Source organism: Cobetia sp. PS-4MA, from assembly GCF_057670765.1.
This window is the reverse complement of record NZ_CM173107.1, coordinates 2,147,244-2,165,007: the sequence shown is the minus strand read 5'-3', so window position 1 is coordinate 2,165,007 and position 17,764 is coordinate 2,147,244. Positions and strand designations below refer to the sequence as shown.

Here is a 17,764-nt window from a genome sequence, read left to right as displayed (position 1 = left end):
TGCGTGGTCGTCTCGAGTAAGTGAGAATCCCTGTCACACCTTATCATTGCAGTGCATCTTGCTTGGCGCGGTCAAGGGATGCGCGATGGTGATGTTCGAAACACGGCAATTCGTGCTCAAGGATTGCCTTGTGTCGCTTCCGCCCTCATAAATGTGAGAATGCTGATTGTCATGGCGTCATCGTTGCCCTGACAAGCCACTCGGGTGACAGGCCGATGCCATGCACCTCCCTTTGATTGCCTGGAGATTGAATGAAACAGTTGATATTTGATTGTGACGGAGTCCTGGTCGATAGCGAGATCATTGCCGACGGCGTGCTCAAGGAGAAGCTGCCGCTGTGGCTGCCGGATCTCGGCACGAGCGAGCAGATCGAGCATGAGCTGGATCGCTGCCTGGGGATGATGACGCGCGACATCCTGGTGGACCTGGAAGGCCGCAGTCAGCATCGCCTGCCGGCCGATGCCCTGGAGCAGGTTCGTCTGGAGGTGGATCAGCGTCTCGCCAATGGCCTCGAGGCCATGCCGGGCGTGGTGAAGACGCTCGAGTGGATTCGCGATCAGCGCCTGCCCCTGGCGGTGGTGTCCAACAGCTCCGCCTCACGCATGAAGATCAATCTCGAGAGCTCGGGACTGCGTGGCATTCTGGACGAGATCGCCGCGGCCAATGGCGACCGGGAACTGCCGATCTTCACCTCCGATGACGTCATCAACCCCAAGCCGGCGCCCGACCTCTATCTGCTCGCCCTCAAGACGCTGGGGCGTTCCGCCGAGGAATGCCTGGTGGTGGAGGATAGCCGCACGGGAATGCAGGCAGCCGTGGCTGCGGGTCTCAAGGTCGTGGGGCATCTGGGGGCCAGCCACATTCCGCCGGGCCACGCCGAGGTGCTGCGGGATACCGGCGCCTGGCAGCTCATCAAGCATTGGGAGGAATTCCCCGAACGCTGCCGGGAGGCAGGCCACCAGGTGCAGGAGCCGGCATGACACGATGCCGTCCGAGGTGAACGACTGACATCATGAACCCGCAGGACGGCACTGGCTGGCTGTTGTAACATCGCGGGAGTGCCGTCATCGAAAAAGCGTCACAAGGGTGTCGCCACAGCGCCGCAAGCCGCTGCGCCTGATACCGTCGCGTGTCGAGATGCCGGCAGTCCTGTCCATTCATCGCTCCCTCGTGGCTTCTGGAGCTACCTCTTCGTCTTTCGGAAATCGTGATGATCAACGCCTTCATTGCCAGTGATACCTTTGAAAACAAGGGCTATTGGCTGCGCAAGCTTGTCCCCTGGTTCAGTCGTCGCTACGACGCCCATTACGGCATTGACCAGCTTGAGCCCGGCACCCCTCGGCATCAGCAAGCCTCTGCGGCGCTTGAGCATCTGCGCGCCGCGTGCGAATGCCAGGCGAGCGGACACCAGACGTGCGAAGAGCAGCAGGGCGTCGAGAAGATCATCTGGATGTATTGGCATGCCCCGCTACAAGAGGCGCCGGAAGTGGTGCAGTTGAGCGTGGCATCCTGGCAGAGACAGAATCCGGACCACGAAGTGCGCCTGTTGAACGCTGACAATCTCGAGCAGGTGCTGGGCGTGGACCTCATGGCGGCGTTCGAGCTATCCACCGTCAGGCTGTCGATGGCGATGAAGACGGATGTTCTCAGACTCTATCTGTTGAGTCGCTTCGGTGGCATCTGGGCGGATGCCACGACGTTCTGCCTGGCGCCGCTCGCGACATGGTTGCCCGGCGCCACCGCCAGACATGGCGTCTTCACCTTCCGTCAGTACAAGGCACCCAGCCGGCCCGTGGAAGCCTGGTTCATCGCTGCCCGGCAAGGGTCCCCGGTGGTCACGCGGGTTCTGGCACTGTTCGTGGAGCATCTGTTCCAGCCACGCCAGACGGCCGTATTCGTGTCCAATCGTGCCAAGAATCACGCGAAGCTGGGGATCGGACGTCAGCATCCCACGCTGCTGTATGCCGATTTCGTTCGGGACGCCGAGCGCCACGGTTTCATGCCGTATTTCTCGGTGGGCTACTTCTTCAACGAGAGCCTGCGTCAGCACTACACGCCTTCTCTGATCGAGGCGTTCATGGCGCTGGACAACCGCTTCGCCAGCAATGGTGCACCGTTCGAGGTGTTCGAGACGGCCGTGGTCTCCAAGCAGACCTACAAGCGAGACTACGAGCACCGTGAGTTGTTCAAGGCACGCAAGGCCCACCTGCTGGCGCTGCTGGAAAGGCATCCCGAGACTGCGCCAGAAGCGGCCGAGGTCTGAGCCTGGCCAGTGTCCATCCCTCGGTGTCTATCCCTGGGTGTCGACAGATGAGGTCAGCGGCGTCGGCGGGAGGGTGATGCAAGAGTGACACGAGGGTGACGCAAGAAAGCAAGACGACAAGACAGGCCCCCGGAGTCTCTCCGGGGGCCTGTCTTGTCATGGGACGTAGCGGTGGGAGCTGGCAGCAGGAGCTGATGGCAGAAGGGCGTGCTTGCCGGAGAGCCCCACAGAGCCTGCGAGGCGTTGGGCGTGTCATCGCTAGCGAAAGCAGATCCGCGTTCCCCAGGCCAGCAATTCCTCCTGAGTGAGGGAGCGCGACACCATGCCGATCATCTCATCCCCCCACTGATCCGCCCAGGTCAGCACGCCGTGACTGATGCCCCGCGATCTCATCAGATCGCGTATCTCTCCCGTGCCCTTGAACCACAGGGCCTTGCCATCAAGGCGAGTCAGATCGGAAATGCCGTGGCAGTGGTGAATGCGCACCTTGTAGATGCCATCCAATGACATGACCTCGACGACCGGCACCATACCCTGTTGTAGGGCGCGCGACAGGGAATTGAGCGTCATGCTGGTCTCAGCCTGCCGCTCGGCAGGTGAGCTGACATGCAGCGTGTCAGGGGGCGTTGTAGGGAGGGTGGCAGTCTCGGTATTCGCCGTGTGGCGCGAGGTGGAGGCTTGAACAGGCATCGGGGATTCTCTCCGTGGCAGGTCATGTTTCTATCACTTGTGTACAAGTAATGTAGAAGTCTTTCGGCGTGCTCGCCAATGCCTGTCAGGAGCTGCCTGTCAGGAATCATCTGGCAAGCTTCGCCTGCCATGAATTCTCACACCGCTTTCCGATATCAGGATGACACCCGTCATCTGCCTGCCCCTTGGCGCACCCAGCGCCGGCCAGACGCAAGTTTTCCGTCGCTAGCCCTTGAAGTTCTGGGGAATCAGAGTCATGTCTACAAGGCACTGCGAATATTCGTTGGCGATAGCGCTACTCGTTTCTCGCTGGTGCGCGATCCACCTCACCGCTGTCACAGCTAACAGGGAGTAGCGATATATGACATCTGGAGGAAAGCGCGTATTCAGCGCGTCAGTCATCATCATTCTGGGTCTGGTCGCGTTGGGGGCAGGATTCCCCACCCGTTTCGGTGAATTGGCTGATCAGGCGCTTGGCGCCGTGACCAGCATGTTCGGCTGGTTCTATCTGATTTCCGTCTTTGGTTTCGTGATCTTTCTGGTCAGCCTCGCGCTGAGCAAATATGGCAAGATCCGCCTCGGGCCGCAGGATTGTCGGCCTTCCTACAGCTTCTTTTCCTGGGTCAGCATGCTGTTGGCGGCGGGGTTCGGGGTCGGGCTGGTGTTCTACGGCATGGCAGAGCCCATGCAGCACTATCTGAAGCCTCCCTTCGGTGACATGCCGGGGGAGACGCCTGAGTCCGCGCGCTACGCCATCCAATATGCCTTCTTCAACTGGGGCGTCCATCAGTGGGCCGCCTTCTCTGTCGTCGGGCTGATCATCGCCTATTTCCAGTTCAGGAAAGGGCAGGCGGGGCTGGTCTCCTCGGTGCTGTCGTCCGTGACGGCCAAGCACCCCAAGGTGCGCCGCTACGGGCCAGTTCTGGATGTCTTCGCGGTGGTGGCCACCGTGATGGGGGTCGCGACGTCGCTGGGGCTTGGTGTGTTGCAGATGAATGGTGGTCTGCACTTCGTCTTCGGAGTGGAGGAGAGCTGGCAGTGGCAGTTCATCATCATGGGGGTGATGTTCTGTGCCTACATGGCTTCGACCTGGTCCGGGCTCGACAAGGGCATCAAGCGGCTGTCCAACCTCAACATGAGCATCTGCATCGCGTTGATGCTCTATGTGCTGTTCACCGGGCCGACGCTGGACATCCTCAAGACGATCACGCTGGGGATCGGCGATTATCTGCAGAACTTCATCGGCATGAGTCTGCGCATGTCGCCCTATGACGGCAATGACTGGAACAGTTCCTGGACCGTCTTCTACTGGGCATGGGTCATCGCCTGGTCACCCTTCGTCGGCACCTTCGTGGCGCGTGTCTCGCGGGGACGCACCATCAAGGAATATGTGGTGGGCGTGCTGATCGTGCCTCCGCTGCTGGCCTGTCTGTGGATCGGTGTCTTCGGTGGCGCGGCGCTCAACATGGAGCTGGGTGGAGATGTCGGGCTGGCTGCCGCAACGGATGCCAACATCACGTCCGCGCTGTTCGAGATGTTCGATCTGATGCCCTTCAGCAATGTGCTGTCCGTTGTCGCGATATTGCTGATCTTCGTGTTCCTGGTGACGTCGGCGGATTCCGCTTCCTATATCGTGGCGCAGATGACGGACGCCGGCTCGATCAACCCGCCGCTCTACAAGCGTGTGGTCTGGGGCGTGCTGATCGCGGCCATCTGTCTGACGCTGATCTCGACGGGCGGTCTCAAGGGCCTGCAGTCGGCCTCGGTCCTCTCGGCCTTGCCCTTCACCTTCATTCTTTACGGAATGATCGTGGTGCTGGTGAAGGAGCTGCGTGCAGACCGCCGCCAGATGCTCAGCCAGCTCTATCGCCGTCATGGCGAGACACCGGTCGGTGCGGATGTCTTCGAGGCTGATAGCCTGGCCGAGGAAGACCGCATCCGTCGTGCGCCGGACGTCAAGAATCGCCGAGTGAACCCGCGCGATCATCATTGAGCCGAGCCCGTGCTCTGACAGCAAGACGCCGCTCACATGTCATGTGGGCGGCGTCTTGCGTGGGGCAGGAGGGTGGGGCGTGGTGGGGAAATCCCCTTTCGGTCAACGCCTGGCGACCTCGGCCAGTATCTCGTAGCTCTTCAGACGGTCCGCGTGGTCATAGAAGTCCGAGTTGAACATCAATTCGTCCGCCTGCGTCACTTCCAGCAAGTGCTCTAGTTCGCGGTGAATGCGCTCAGGACCACCGATGATGGCGGCTGCCAGATTCTGGCCGACCATGGCTTCTTCCCGCGCTGACCAGTCCAGCGTCTCGCGGGGTGGCAGGGCGCGCGTGCTCTCACCGCGGATCAGGTTCAGGAACTTCTGTTGCTGGGTGCTGGCCAGGAAGTGGGCGCGTTCATCGCTCTCGGCGGCGATCAACGGCAGGCCGAGCATCACGTAGGGCGCGTCCAACACCTCGGAGGGCGTGAAGTTCTCACGATAGAGCCGGATGGCCTCCAGCATGTAGCCGGGCGCGAACTGGCCGGCGAAGGCGAAGGGCAGTCCCTTCTCGGCCGCCAGGCGTGCACTGAAATCACTCGACCCCAACAGCCACAGGGGCACATGAGTGCCCTGACCCGGCATGGCCTTGACGCGCTGGGCGGGGGAAGCCTCGCCCAGGTACTGCTCAAGCTCGGCCAGCCGCTGAGGGAAGTCGTGCACGCCGGCGGAGGGATCGCGGCGCATCGCCTGCATGGTGATGCCATCGGAGCCCGGCGCTCGCCCGAGTCCCAGATCGATGCGGTCAGGATAGAGCGTGGCCAGGGTGCCGAACTGCTCGGCCACCACCAGAGGGGGATGGTTGGGCAGCATGATGCCGCCGGAGCCGACTCTCAGACGTGATGTCTTGCCGGCGACATGGCCGATCAGCACTGATGTCGCGGCACTGGCGATCCCATCGATGTTGTGATGCTCGGCCAGCCACAGGCGATGAAAGCCCAGCGCTTCGACATGCTGGGCGAGGCTGACGCTATTGTGGAAGGTTTCGGCAACACTGCCGGTGTCTCGGATGGGGGCAAGGTCCAGCACCGAGAGCGGTATCCTGCCCAGTCGTGAGGTGGATGCTGTCGTCATGTTCGCTCCTGAAATCGCGTTGCCGTGCAGAGGCAGCCAGAGAATCGCGGCCCATCAGGGTGCGTCTGACCGCTCTGCTGGATTGCGCCCAGCATAGTGGACAGGCGAGTGTCTGGCAGCGCCTCATCCTTCATTTCACTGTTTCTGATATGGCATGCATGGGAGATGTCTCGGGCATGCCGGGAGCCTAACGCGGCGACGAGGGGCTCGAGTCACGAAGAGGAGACATGTCATGGACAGACCGCAACGCAAGGCAGGACACAAGGGCCGGTGGGTCACGCTGACCTGCCTGGCAGTCATCCTGCTGGGCGTCGCGCTTCAGCGGGACATCCTCGTGCTGTCACGCTGGATACCCGCGCATCATCTGCCGTGGACGCCCCTGCAACTGGGCGACCCGCCCGGCATGCTGACCGGCTGGAAGCTCTCACGACTCGACGATGACCCGGCCGCCTGTCGCGCCTTTCTCGAGCGGGAAGCCCCGCAACGGGTGACCTTTCTGCCGGATCGCTCCAGTGACAGTGGCTGTGGGCTTATCAACAGCGTGCGTATGCATGCCGTGCCCGGGGACACGGGCAAGGGGCAGGGCGTTCGCTTCAACCAGTCCTTCATCGCCAGCTGTCCATTGGCCGTGAGCTGGTTGCGTTTCGAGCGCCATGGCCTGCAGACGGCGGCGCAGGAGGTGATGGGGAGTAGGGTGGCGCAGGTGGCCCATCTGGGGAGCTATGCCTGTCGCAATATCTATAGGCGGGAGAACGCACGTCGCAGTGAGCATGCCACCGCAGATGCGCTGGATGTCTCAGGCTTCACGCTGGCGGATGGGCGTCAGGTCCGCCTGCCACGCGACTGGACGGCACCAGAGGATGAGGCTGCCCCGGGGCGTTTCCTGCGCGCCGTGCAGGACGCTGCCTGCGAGAGTTTCGGCACCGTGCTGGGGCCAGATTACAACGCGGCACATCGTGATCATTTCCATCTCGGCACACGGGGCTGGCGATTCTGCCGGTGATTCCTCACGGCGTCTGAGCGGCGCTTGCCAAGCCGGCCAACCTTGATCGAAAGGGCACTGATGCGACTCGCACAGTGCCTTTTTCATGTCTGATGACTTCGCCATTTCCGGTGTGACATGGCACGACACATTGGTTTGCAGTTGAAACTCTCAGAACCCATTAATCTTCATGGCGTGGGCAGACGATGCAGATGAAAGTCTGACGGTGGCCACGAATTGTCGGACAGGAAAGCGACGCTGACGTAGATATCCTCACTGGAGATTCTCAGATGAAAAAGACAACCAAGAAGTCCCAGGCAGGTTTCGTGATGACGACCGAGTTGGTGCTGATTCTTTCCGTCATGGTAATCGGCATGGTCGTCGGATTGGTCACCATGCGAGATTCATTGACGGCTGAAATGGAAGATGTGGCAGAAGCTATCGGCCAGCTTGATCAATCCTATGCATTTGATGGTCTGGTTAACGCGGAAGGTACGGTATTCCTGGAAGGATCGGGCTTCATTGACAGTACCGATACCAATGCCGGTGACGAAGTCACCTTTGACTTTGTGGCGGTCGACTTCACCGAGTCCGGCGCTGCAAATGGCTCCGGGCCAAGTACGGGTGGCGCTGCGGGTGATGCGGCAAGTGCCAGCAGCTTCACTCCGTAATCGACATCGCCACGGGTCGGGTATCAGCGTCAGGATGCCCGGCCCGCCCGCCATGCCATAACTGAATGTCGGAGGATGCCATGAACATTCGTCTCAATGGCAGCACGACGATCGCCATGGTCGTTTTCCTGATATCCACCTCGATGGCAAGCCTGTTGGGGTATCGACAGTACGAGCGTGTGGGGGCTGAAGAGGTGCTGGTGGCCAACGATCTCATCGCTCGGGGTCAGATCGTCACCCCTCAGATGCTGGAGCTCAAGATGATGAAGGATGTGGCAGGAGGGTTGCAGGACATGAGCATGGCAATCGGCAAGGTCATGACGCGCAATCGTCTGCCGGGGGATGTCATCCAGTCCCAGGATCTCCAGCCGGTGAAACGTCAAAGTCTCTCGCACTACATTCCTGAGGATAGAGTACTTTTCTCGCTCCCCATGGCGAGCCATTCCTTCCCCGTCTCACAGATAAAACCCAGTGATACCTTCGATGTCATCGGTAGCCTGAACGGGCGAGTCCGTGTCATCGCTCAGCAGGTTCGCCTGATGGGTACCATGAACAATCCGCAGCCTTCTCCGGTGGAGAGTGGCCCCCTGTCATCGCTGTCACCTCAGGTCATCGGCAAGTCTTCCAGTCAGACATCCGGCCTGGTCATCGCGGCTCTTCCTGAGGATATCTTCCGGCTTGCAAGTCTGGGCGCCCAGGAAAGAGTGTCATTGGTATTGCATGGCAAGGAGGTCAAACATCGCTTGCCAATCGCACCTGCCGTTCAGACGCGTCAAATCGAGATCTTCCAGGGATTGCAGCGTCGAAGCGTGGACATAACGCTGTAGGATTTCCGCTGGTGGAGAGAGGGCCTTTTCCTCATCTGATGCCCGACGATTCGTGAAAGGAATACCGAAAACGTCTTTCTTGGATCAGCGGTCTCGGTGTGATCCTCGAGATCAGCCTTACCCCGGAGCGCCCATGAACAAGCTTTCCACTCTTCTTTCCGAGACCCCTCGTCTCCTGTTGTGCCTGGCACTTTTCAGTGCCGGCACAAGTCACCTCGTCATTGCGGCCGAGGTGGACAATGCTCCCCTCGCCGGGAAAAAGCCGGCCTTGGCCGGCAGTGATCTCCCCGCCGCCGGGCTCATCAATGTGGATACGGCCTACAGCAGCGGCAGTTCCCGTTCGCGCACCCTGGTGCAGTGGACGCACGCGCGATTGGCCTTCGGCAAGGACATCGAACGCATTGCCGTCGGCAAGCAGAGCATCATCGAGGTCGAGGTGATCGGCGGCCGGGAAGTCCTGATGCTGGGCAAGGAAGTCGGTCGTACCACGGTGATGGTGTGGTACGCCGATGGCAGCAACGAATCCTTTCTGTTCAGCGTGAGCCCGGATCTGAGTGTCCTGGGCAGTGCGCTGCGCGAGATTCACCCCTCCATCTCCATTCATTCCGCCCCGGACAGGCCTGTACTGGTGATGCGCGGCAAGGTGCCCACGGCAGACTATCGCCAAGCCGCCCAGCAGGCCGCGATGGATTACCTGCTCTCCGGTCAGCGGGGTGGCATCCAGCCTGCTGCCGCGGGAATGCCAGCGGGAGCACCGACGATGGGCATGAGCACCAGCATGGCAAGCCCGGTCATCAACCTCATCAAGGTGACCCAGAAGCCCAAGCCGATTGCCGACAAGCTCAAGGAGGCCATCGCGTCGCTGGGGGGAGAGGAGGTCACGGTCAGGCGGCTGCAATTCGGTGAGATGCCCAATGATCTCTTCGATACCTTCCTGCTGGAAGGGGAGGTGCGTGATCAGGTGGCGTTGACGCGGATTCTGAACGTCGCGGCGCGCGTCGTCGGGGGCAGTCCGCTGGCCGGTGGTGATGCGGGGATCGATGTGCTGGCGGATGAGTCCGGGGCGCTGATGGGGGACAACGCTCGCGCCGGGGGCTACGGAGGCTCGATCACCTCCAGCAGTGGTGTCGGTGGTGGCGGCAGCCTGAGCAACAACATTCGCAACAATATCGCCCGCTCCAAGGTGCTTTCCATCGCGGGCGGGCGCCTCATCTCGATGATCGAGGTCCGTGACGTGCCGCAGGTACGGGTGGCGATCCAGATGCATGAGGTCAATCGCTCGCGCATGAAGGCCTGGCGTCCGGACCTGAGCATCATGACCAACGGCTACAACGCCAGTGGTCCGCTGGCGCTGGGCGAGACCGGCGCCGCCGGTGCCTCGGGGCTCGAGAATGCCCTGCAGATTCTGGATGGCACCCTGATCAACAACCTGCAGATCGGCGGCAGTGACATCGCCTTTGACCTGCTGTTCAGCCTGATGGAGAACGAAGGCATCTCGCGCACGCTGTCGCGTCCGACCTTGACGGTACTGGCCGGCGAGAGCTCGGTCTTCCAGGTCGGTGGCGAGATTCCGGTCCCGTCCGCCTTCGCGCCTTCTGGCGTGGGCCAGGATGACACCCTGGGCGCCAATACCAACGGGGTGTTCAGCGGGACTGACTTCAAGTCGTTCGGGGTTCAGCTCAGCGTGCGTGCCCTGGTCGACGAGAATGATCGCATCACGCTGGATGTGCTGCCCACCATCTCGACGCCGGACACCCTGCTGACTCAGCAGATTGCCGACAGCACCGGCTCAGAACTCAACAGTACCGCCTTCAATGTGCGCAGCCTGCGCACCACCACACGCCTGCGCGACGGGCAGCCGCTGATTCTGGGCGGGCTGGTCTCGCGTGACATGAGTGGCCAGGAAGATCGCGTGCCCGGCGCCAGTGATGTCCCGCTGCTCGGCTGGATGACACGCTCCTTCAATCGTTCCGATGTCGACAAGGAGCTGGTCATCATCGTGACCCCCACCTTGATACGGGAGCCGATCAATGAAGTCGCCCAGTGGAGTTTCCCGGATGGTGCCAGCCGTCTTGCCGACATGCCGCTGAGTCGTCTGCCATCTTCGCGTTGAGGAGTCCGTCATGAACATTCGTGAATCCGTGTGTCGTCTTGGGGTACTGGGCGTGATGGTGGGGTGGTTGGCTGGCTGTGGCTCCATCGACAGCATGCGTGAATCCCGCCCGGATGCCGGAGATCGCCTCGAGTACCTCAACGAGCGCTATCAGCAGTTGATGGTGCAGGGCCGAACCTGTCTGGAGCTTGAGGATGTGGCAAGCCCGATGGTGGATTGCCAGCGCCTGCTGCGGGAAGCGGAGCGGCTACACGTCGAGTACCCGCGCAATCCCGAAGTCCTGTACTTCAATGCCTTGCTGAGTCATGCGGCGGGACGTGGAGACAAGGCCCAGTTCTTCCTCGATCAGATGAGCATCGGGCCCTCGCACCCGCCGGAGGCCTTCGTGCTGCGCAGTCAGTTGGCGCTGGAAGAGGGCAACACGACCCTGGCGCGCAACGTGCTTGAACGTGGCATGTTGCTGCACCCGAATTATGCCGGTCTCTATGAAGGGCTGGCGGCGGTGGGCTATGTCGAGGGGCGTTATGACGATGCCGAGCAGCAGTTGACGCTGGCCTCGCGTCTCGGGGCGCCGGCCTGGCGGGTGGAGTATCACCGTGGCTTGATCAATGAGGCGCAGGGGCATCTGGCGAACGCCTGCCGTCAGTTCGATGCCAGTCTGGCCAGCAGGCAGGACCATCAACCGGCACGTGCCCATCTGCTGCGCCTGGCGACGGCAGGGCACTGTCGGGGCGATGCCCTGAAGGCAGCGGCTGGTGGGATGAGGATTTCCTCATGAACGGCGCACTGTCACGCATGCGACGTGGTCGAGCGTCCTCACAGGATGCTGAACGCCTCGCGGTGAGCGAAGTGGAGGAGGTCTCAGTTGCTGAAACACGTGCCCTGATCGCGCCTGAGATCATGGATCGTCTCAAGCGCGTACTGGTCACGCGTCTGGCCGATGAGCAGGGACAGGCCGTGCGTTACCGTCGCCTTGCGACGCGCCAGGGTGAGCTGGAGGGGGATCATCAGACTGCCATGGAAGGGGTGCAGCAGCGTCTGGCCTCCTCGCTCACCGTGCTCTGCGAGGAGTACCAGATCCAGCTCGATGGGCCCAGTCGCGAGCGACTGCTGGCCAGTCTGACCAATGATCTCTGTGGTTTCGGTCCGCTCACCGAGTTGATGAGTGATGAGAGCGTCAGTGACATCCTCGTCAATGGCGCTGATGAGATCTGGGTGGATCGCGGCGGGCGACTGGAGGCCACCTCACTCAGTTTCGATGACGAGGCGCATCTTCAGCGCTTCGTCGCGCGCCTGATCGCGCCGCTCGGCAAGCACCTGGATGCCTCAAACCCCATCGTGGATGCACGTCTGGCCGATGGCAGTCGTCTGCATGCGGTCTGCGCACCCCTGACCCCCGATGGCATCCTCGTCTCGATTCGCCGGTTCCGCCGGCACCATCTCACCGGGGCGAGGCTCGTGGACAGCGGATTTTTGAGTCCGGGCCTGCTGGCGTTGCTGGAAGCGGCCGTGGTCGCTCGGCTCAACATCGTCATCAGTGGCGGTGCCGGGGCCGGCAAGACCTCCTTGCTCAACCATCTGGCCGGTTACATCAATGCGCGCGAGCGGCTGGTGAGCGTGGAGGAGTGCGCCGAGCTGGATCTGCAGCATCCGCATGTCGTCAGGCTGGAAAGCTACCCCGTCGCCGGAGACACGCCGCGCCCACAGGGGCTGGGGGAGCTTCTGCGCGCGGCATTGAGGATGCGCGCGGACCGTATCATCGTCGGCGAGGCACGTGGTGGTGAAGTCTTCGAGATGCTGCAGGCCATGACGGTGGGGCATGACGGCAGCCTGACCACCCTGCATGCCAATGGCGCGCTGGATGTGCCGGTGCGCATGCTGGCACTGGCCTTGATGAGCAGTGCTCACCCGGACCGTCAGGTGATCGAGGAGATGGTGCGTCTGAGCGGGGCGCTGATCGTGCATCTCGAGCGCGATGCCGATGGTCACCGTCAGCTTGCCAGCCTGGCCTGGCTGGGTGAGGCGCGTCCTCGTGAGCTGTTGCAGCGTCGTGCAGGCATGCCGGCCGGTGAGGCATGTGATGAAGACGCCTATCAGGCCGACCCGGAGGTGCTGGATGCCTTCCTCGCGCATCTGGCATCGCGCGGGGCCTCCCTGGCAAGCGGTGTCAGGGATGGCTGGTGCCAGGGCCCGTCACCGCAGCGGAACTGACATGCTGATCCTGCTGCTGGTCTGCATCGCGCTGTCTGCCCTGTGGTTGATCATCAGCATGATCAAGGCGCAGCGTTTCATGGGCGCGGATACCACGCTCGGGCTGATGCACCGCCGAGAGATGCCACGTCTCGAGCGTCTGCTGGCGTTGCTGGACATCAGCATGCGGCCGGTGCTGTTCGTGGCGGGCGTGTGGGGAAGCAGCGTGATGATCTTCGTGATCTTCCTCGGCTGGTTCCCCGGCAACCTGTTGCTTGCCTCACTGGCATTGATGACGAGCCTGTTGCTGGTCGGCTTCCTGCTGCATGAATTCGCCAGTCGGCGCATCTTCCGCTTCGAGGGGGATCTGATCCAGGCGCTGGACATGCTGGAAGCGAGCCTGAAGTTGGGAGACAACCTGCGCAACGGGCTGCGCCTGGCGGGGGCATCGTCCCTCAAGGCCTCACGCCGCGAACTGATGCAGCTTGTCTATCGGCTGGACATGGGACTGTCACTGAACGAGGCCTGCGAGCGGATACTGCGCCTCTACCCCTGCGAGAGCGTCAGACTGTTCACGGCGGCGATGATCAGCGCCGAGCGGCGTGGCATGAGCTTCGCAAGCCTGCTGCCCTCCCTGCTGCCCACGCTGCATGAGCGTTACCAGATGCGCCGTCAGCTGCGTACCGAACTGTCCGGCGCGCGCTATTCCCTGCTGGTGATCGCCTTGCTTCCCTACGCCATCGTGCCCTTCATTCTCTGGAAGGAGCCGGACTGGCTGAGATTGCTGCTGGAGCACCCGCTGGGCAGCGTGCTGTTGCTGGGCGCCGTGTGCTGCCAGATTCTGGGCTTTGCCTGGCTGCGTCACATGATGAGGAAGCAGCCATGAATGGCCTTGCCTCGCTGCCGTCATGGTCGCTCCCCGACGCCTACCTGCCGGACATCATCATCCTGTGTGTGCTGGGCGCGCTGTTGGCGCTGTATCTGGCCCTGCAGAGCACCTTCAAGGTTCGTCTGGAGCAGAGCGGCATCGCGCAGGTGCTGCAGGAGCTGTTGCGCAATCCCGACGACATCCGACAAGGCCGCTCACTCACGCCACGTCGGCGCATGCGTCAGGCTGGGCTGGAGTCGCGTCGCGTGATCTGGTGGTGGGTATTCCAGCTGATGTTGCCCGTTCTGCTGGGCTTGCTGGTTCTGCGCGTTATGGGTACGGGGCTTGGTGGCCTGGCGGGCCTGCTGATGGGAATCCTCCTGCCGCATCTGTGGCTGGGGCAGCGTCGGCGTGAACGCCAGACACGCATCGCCGCAGCGCTGGGCCATCTGCTGGCTGTCTCGCTGGCGTATCAGCGCCATGGCCTGTCGCTGGCCGCATCGTTGCGGGAGGCTGCTCGTCAGGCACTGCCGCCTGCCCATCCGCTGGCCTTCGAACTCGAGCTGTTCAGTGCAGAACTGGAAGGCGGGTTGTCGCTCAAGGAAGCCGCCTCGCGAATTTCCAGGCGCACTGGCAGCCGCGAATTGCACCAGTTCGCCATGTTGCTGGTGGCGGGCAACCGGATGGGCAACCCCTTGCACGATGTGCTGGAAGCCTTTGCCGCCCAGCTGGCGCGCCAACAGAGCGAGCGCCAGCGCAAGGCGATGCAGCAACGCAGCGTCAAGGCGCTGTTTCCGATGTTGCTCGTCGGCGGCCCCTTGTTCTTCGTGCTGGTGATCTTTCCGGCCAGTCTGCGCGTTCAGGAGGTTCTGATCCTGATGAGAGAGCTGTGGTAATGCGGCGAGGCCGACAGCCTCGCCAGCACAATCATCTCGGGGGAAAGCACATGGCGGCAGATAAGAGGTCGGTCACTCACGCATGCCATTCGCCTGGCAGACAGGGCGGTTTCATCATCACCATCGAGCTGATCCTGATCACCTCGATCCTGATCATCGGCTCGCTGGTCGGGCTGGCGGCGATACGGGATGCCCTGTTCAAGCATTACATGACCCAGCAGTCACGCGAGCTGGTGGTCGAGGATGCCAACGGGCGCGCGCTGGGCGAGGTCTTCGATGTCGATGAGCATGACGCCCCCCGCATTCTGTATTTCGATCGCAGCCAGCCTCCCGTGGTCAGTCGCGCCTTGATCGGGATACGGGATGACCGCTTCTCCAGTCGTGAGCCACTCTATTACGCCACTGCCAACTGCAGTGGTGACCCTTGTCTCAAGTCCGCCAGTGATGAAGCGACCGACAGCCGTGATATCGCCGGTGACGTGAATGCCGGCAGTGTCAGCTATCTGCATGCGCTGCAGGGCGGGCCTGTCTATGCCATCGGCCCCGGCGAACCTGCTGCCTTGCCGGGATTTCTCTATCGCGGAACACCCCAGCAATGTCCTTTCAGCGGCAGGGACGTGCAGTCGCGCTGGATATCGCAGAAGGTGATCGCGGGGACGCCTTGCGAGACGTTCACGCTGGAAGAGCAACAGAATCCGCCGGCGGATACCAGCTGTCTGTTGAGCACCGGGGTGCTCGACCTGTGCACGCCACCCCCCGGGACCGTCGCGCAGGATGACATTCTCACCAACTACCTCGGCCCGGTGGATGCGTTGGTGGATGCGACCCTGGGCACGGTGAATGCCCTGCCCACCTGCAGTCTGCTGGGAGTCTGCGTTCCAGAAGTGGAGGTGGGAACCTTGTACTGTCCCGTGGGGACGCAGCTTCAGGAGGACGGTGACCTGGTGACCGCACTGGTACGTTCGCTGTTCGATCAATTGCGAGCTACCACTGACCTGGGACTGATCGAGCCCTTGCTGCAGCAGGTAACGAACCTGCTCCCCGGCACGCTTGAATGCTCCGCGGAAGGGGGCTTCCAGCTGGCGGAAAGCGTGCCCTCTGCGGAGAATCCCTCCGACAATGCACTCGAAGGACTGGCAGCGCCCTTCCAGTTGCGGTCACCAGGCAGCGCAGGCAATGTCTGGTTCAGAACCTCGCCGGATGGAGAAGGGCGCTAGCGGCATGAGCCATCGGCGTGTCTTTTTATTTCGTGTCTTTCACTGCGCGTCTTTCACTGCGCGTTCTTGACACCTCGGCTGATCACCGGCGCGCAGCGCTCGGGGTTGATGCTGACCACGCGCAGGCGATGCCCATCAGGCAACACACAGTCCAGGACCTGCCAGGCACAGCCCGGGGCGCTGCTGCCGTGGCTTTCCATCAAGTGTGCACCGTGGGCCTGCAGCAGGTACCTGACGTGAGGGAAGTCATCGCGATCCACCTCCAGGGTCAATTTGCGGCTGTCCGGTTGCTCTGCACTCAACTGCAACAACAGGACGCTGGTCTGCCCATCAGGTGCGTGATGCAGCTCGAGCGTCGCGCTGGTCGCGTTGCGCAGCAATGTGGGCAGGGCGAGAGTCTCCTGGAAGAAGCGGCAGGCGGCTTCCAGATCGCGCACCTCCAGAATGGCTGGGTGCAGGGACAGGCGTTGAATCATGGGGGACCTCATGACAAGAGGGAGGGAATGAGCCTAGTGTCGTGGCAGTCCGAGGGCGACGCACTTTGAATCTGATGATGGTCATGATGGCTTGTCGCTATCGCAGCGTGCACCGAGCGTGGCGTGGCAACTTGTCGCATTTGTCGTATCTCGCGACTGAACCGTTAGCATCCGTGCAACTGACAGAGTCAGGACCCATCGTCCAGGCGCACCGCATCGTGCGGTGACGCTCATTGCCATGCTTCCGGGGCTTTCATGTCGCTGCGCAAACTGGCCCTCATGGGGCTCAGTGCTCTCGCTATCATGTTGATCGTGCTGGTGATGGGGTTCAATGCCTCCCATCAACCGCGCGAGGCCTGGCCGACGACGCTGGAACTGTCTTCAACGCGCGGCACCTTGACTCCCGGCACGCTGGCCGGTGATGAATCCGGGCATCTGAGCCTGTTGATCCCCGGCTTCACCCATTGCCCGGATATCTGTCCGCTGTCTCTGGCGCGTCTGCAGATGGTCTGGCAGCGCCTGGACCTTCAGGATCAACACAGGTTGCACCCGCTGTTCCTGACCCTGGACCCCGCCCGCGACACCCTGCCTGTCCTCACTCGCTATCTTTCCGCCTTCCACCTGCCGGTGACAGGCCTTCGCACGGCCCCGGACGATGAGCAGAGTCTCAAGACCCTGACGCAGCGATTGGGCCTCCAGTTTCATGTGCGCGAGCACGGTCCAGCCGCTCATCCTGCTGACGACTACATGATCGACCACAGCGTGGCGATTCTCGTCCTCGATGATCAGGGCCATCTGCGCGATACCTTGCCGCTCAGTCAGACGCCGGCCCAGCTGGCCGATCGCATCGAACAGCTGCTCGACTCGCTGCATGACTCGGTGCACGACTCGATAGATCAGGGCGCGGGGCATGATCTGCCAGCGGAGTCGGCTTCATGATGTCGGCTCCATGCTCGCGCCAGACTCGAGATGAGTCCGTCTCCTTCCACCGTGCACTGTCACGCCTGACGGCGGCCAATGGCCACGCGGTCTTCGTGATGTTGCTGGCGCTGGCCGCGATGCTGGTGATGCCACTGGCAGCGCCGCGTGTGGTGATGGTGAATGATCACGCTGTCTTCGAGAGTCCCGGCGCCGGACATTGGGTCAGCGGGGATAGCGACTGGATCACTCGCGCGGCACGCGAGAGTGGCTCCCAGGCGCAGATCACTCACAGTTCTGCCGCCTCGGATTGCCCATTGGCCAGCATGGCCGCCTTCACGCTGGCATTGATCGCCGCCGTGCTGGTACTGATGCTGGCAGTCCTCGGGCGAGACGCCACGCCTCGCCCATTGCCGGTCTCCCGACGGGAGATCGGTGTCCATCTACGTCCTCCCGGGCGGGCACCGCCTTTCCCATCAGTGTTTGCGTGAACGCTTCCGGGGCCGTCGCGACGGCTCCAGACCATGTTCGGTGACCCCGCGTTGAC

The 17,764-nt window shown here is 62.1% G+C and carries 17 protein-coding genes; 14 read left to right on the top strand and 3 right to left on the bottom strand.

What is annotated here, in order from left to right:
- The first annotated feature begins 251 nt into the window (after nucleotides 1-251).
- Entirely contained in the window at nucleotides 252-980 is a 729-nt protein-coding gene (locus AC26AR_RS09220; RefSeq protein ID WP_176494099.1) for an HAD family hydrolase, read from the top strand.
- A gap of 230 nt (nucleotides 981-1,210) precedes the next feature.
- Nucleotides 1,211-2,263 carry a capsular polysaccharide synthesis protein gene (locus AC26AR_RS09215; protein WP_488106811.1) on the top strand — a complete coding sequence of 351 codons (1,053 nt, stop codon included), beginning with the start codon at nucleotides 1,211-1,213 and terminating at the stop codon, nucleotides 2,261-2,263.
- A gap of 258 nt (nucleotides 2,264-2,521) precedes the next feature.
- On the opposite strand, the gene AC26AR_RS09210 is transcribed toward AC26AR_RS09215, so the two are convergent.
- Nucleotides 2,522-2,953 (bottom strand): hypothetical protein, encoded by a 432-nt coding sequence (locus AC26AR_RS09210; protein WP_488106810.1) that lies wholly within the window; start codon nucleotides 2,951-2,953, stop codon nucleotides 2,522-2,524.
- Between the two features lie 361 nt (nucleotides 2,954-3,314).
- On the opposite strand from AC26AR_RS09210, the gene AC26AR_RS09205 reads away from it, so the two are divergent.
- Nucleotides 3,315-4,946, top strand: a complete 1,632-nt coding sequence (locus AC26AR_RS09205) for a BCCT family transporter (RefSeq protein WP_077371258.1) — start codon at nucleotides 3,315-3,317, stop codon at nucleotides 4,944-4,946.
- Between the two features lie 102 nt (nucleotides 4,947-5,048).
- On the opposite strand, the gene AC26AR_RS09200 is transcribed toward AC26AR_RS09205, so the two are convergent.
- Nucleotides 5,049-6,059: an LLM class flavin-dependent oxidoreductase gene (locus AC26AR_RS09200; protein ID WP_176494097.1), complete on the bottom strand. Its 1,011-nt coding sequence runs from the start codon at nucleotides 6,057-6,059 to the stop codon at nucleotides 5,049-5,051.
- A gap of 232 nt (nucleotides 6,060-6,291) precedes the next feature.
- Between AC26AR_RS09200 and AC26AR_RS09195 the strand changes: the two genes are divergently transcribed.
- The 9 genes from AC26AR_RS09195 (at nucleotide 6,292) to AC26AR_RS09155 (ending at nucleotide 15,823) form a co-directional block, all read left to right on the top strand.
- Nucleotides 6,292-7,062, top strand: coding sequence for an extensin-like domain-containing protein (locus tag AC26AR_RS09195; RefSeq protein ID WP_488106809.1), 771 nt, complete (start codon nucleotides 6,292-6,294; stop codon nucleotides 7,060-7,062).
- A 269-nt stretch (nucleotides 7,063-7,331) separates the two neighbouring features.
- Entirely contained in the window at nucleotides 7,332-7,712 is a 381-nt protein-coding gene (locus AC26AR_RS09190; RefSeq protein ID WP_488106808.1) for a hypothetical protein, read from the top strand.
- An 80-nt stretch (nucleotides 7,713-7,792) separates the two neighbouring features.
- On the top strand, nucleotides 7,793-8,539 hold the full coding sequence (locus AC26AR_RS09185) for a CpaB family protein (protein WP_191237161.1): 747 nt from the start codon (nucleotides 7,793-7,795) through the stop codon (nucleotides 8,537-8,539).
- Nucleotides 8,540-8,672: 133 nt separating this feature from the next.
- Nucleotides 8,673-10,652, top strand: a complete 1,980-nt coding sequence (locus AC26AR_RS09180; protein ID WP_488106807.1) for a pilus assembly protein N-terminal domain-containing protein — start codon at nucleotides 8,673-8,675, stop codon at nucleotides 10,650-10,652.
- 10 nt (nucleotides 10,653-10,662) lie between these two features.
- Nucleotides 10,663-11,430 carry a hypothetical protein gene (locus AC26AR_RS09175; RefSeq protein WP_279854746.1) on the top strand — a complete coding sequence of 256 codons (768 nt, stop codon included), beginning with the start codon at nucleotides 10,663-10,665 and terminating at the stop codon, nucleotides 11,428-11,430.
- Nucleotides 11,427-12,863, top strand: coding sequence for a TadA family conjugal transfer-associated ATPase (locus AC26AR_RS09170; protein ID WP_404982752.1), 1,437 nt, complete (start codon nucleotides 11,427-11,429; stop codon nucleotides 12,861-12,863). The genes AC26AR_RS09175 and AC26AR_RS09170 overlap by 4 nt, the downstream gene beginning before the upstream one ends.
- Nucleotide 12,864: 1 nt before the next feature.
- Nucleotides 12,865-13,728 carry a type II secretion system F family protein gene (locus AC26AR_RS09165; RefSeq protein ID WP_488106806.1) on the top strand — a complete coding sequence of 288 codons (864 nt, stop codon included), beginning with the start codon at nucleotides 12,865-12,867 and terminating at the stop codon, nucleotides 13,726-13,728.
- On the top strand, nucleotides 13,725-14,606 hold the full coding sequence (locus AC26AR_RS09160) for a type II secretion system F family protein (RefSeq protein WP_136939294.1): 882 nt from the start codon (nucleotides 13,725-13,727) through the stop codon (nucleotides 14,604-14,606). The genes AC26AR_RS09165 and AC26AR_RS09160 overlap by 4 nt, the downstream gene beginning before the upstream one ends.
- Nucleotides 14,607-14,656: 50 nt before the next feature.
- Nucleotides 14,657-15,823, top strand: coding sequence for a hypothetical protein (locus AC26AR_RS09155; protein ID WP_271302891.1), 1,167 nt, complete (start codon nucleotides 14,657-14,659; stop codon nucleotides 15,821-15,823).
- Between the two features lie 53 nt (nucleotides 15,824-15,876).
- Here AC26AR_RS09155 and AC26AR_RS09150 read toward each other — a convergent pair whose 3' ends face one another.
- The gene (locus AC26AR_RS09150) at nucleotides 15,877-16,299 is read right to left on the bottom strand and encodes a VOC family protein (RefSeq protein WP_077371280.1); all 423 of its coding nucleotides are present in this window, start codon (nucleotides 16,297-16,299) and stop codon (nucleotides 15,877-15,879) included.
- 255 nt (nucleotides 16,300-16,554) lie between these two features.
- On the opposite strand from AC26AR_RS09150, the gene AC26AR_RS09145 reads away from it, so the two are divergent.
- Both AC26AR_RS09145 and AC26AR_RS09140 read left to right on the top strand, forming a co-directional pair.
- Complete coding sequence (locus AC26AR_RS09145; RefSeq protein ID WP_488106805.1) at nucleotides 16,555-17,238, top strand: SCO family protein; 684 nt, start codon at nucleotides 16,555-16,557, stop codon at nucleotides 17,236-17,238.
- Entirely contained in the window at nucleotides 17,235-17,708 is a 474-nt protein-coding gene (locus AC26AR_RS09140; RefSeq protein WP_077371284.1) for a hypothetical protein, read from the top strand. The genes AC26AR_RS09145 and AC26AR_RS09140 overlap by 4 nt, the downstream gene beginning before the upstream one ends.
- The last annotated feature ends 56 nt before the right edge of the window (nucleotides 17,709-17,764 follow it).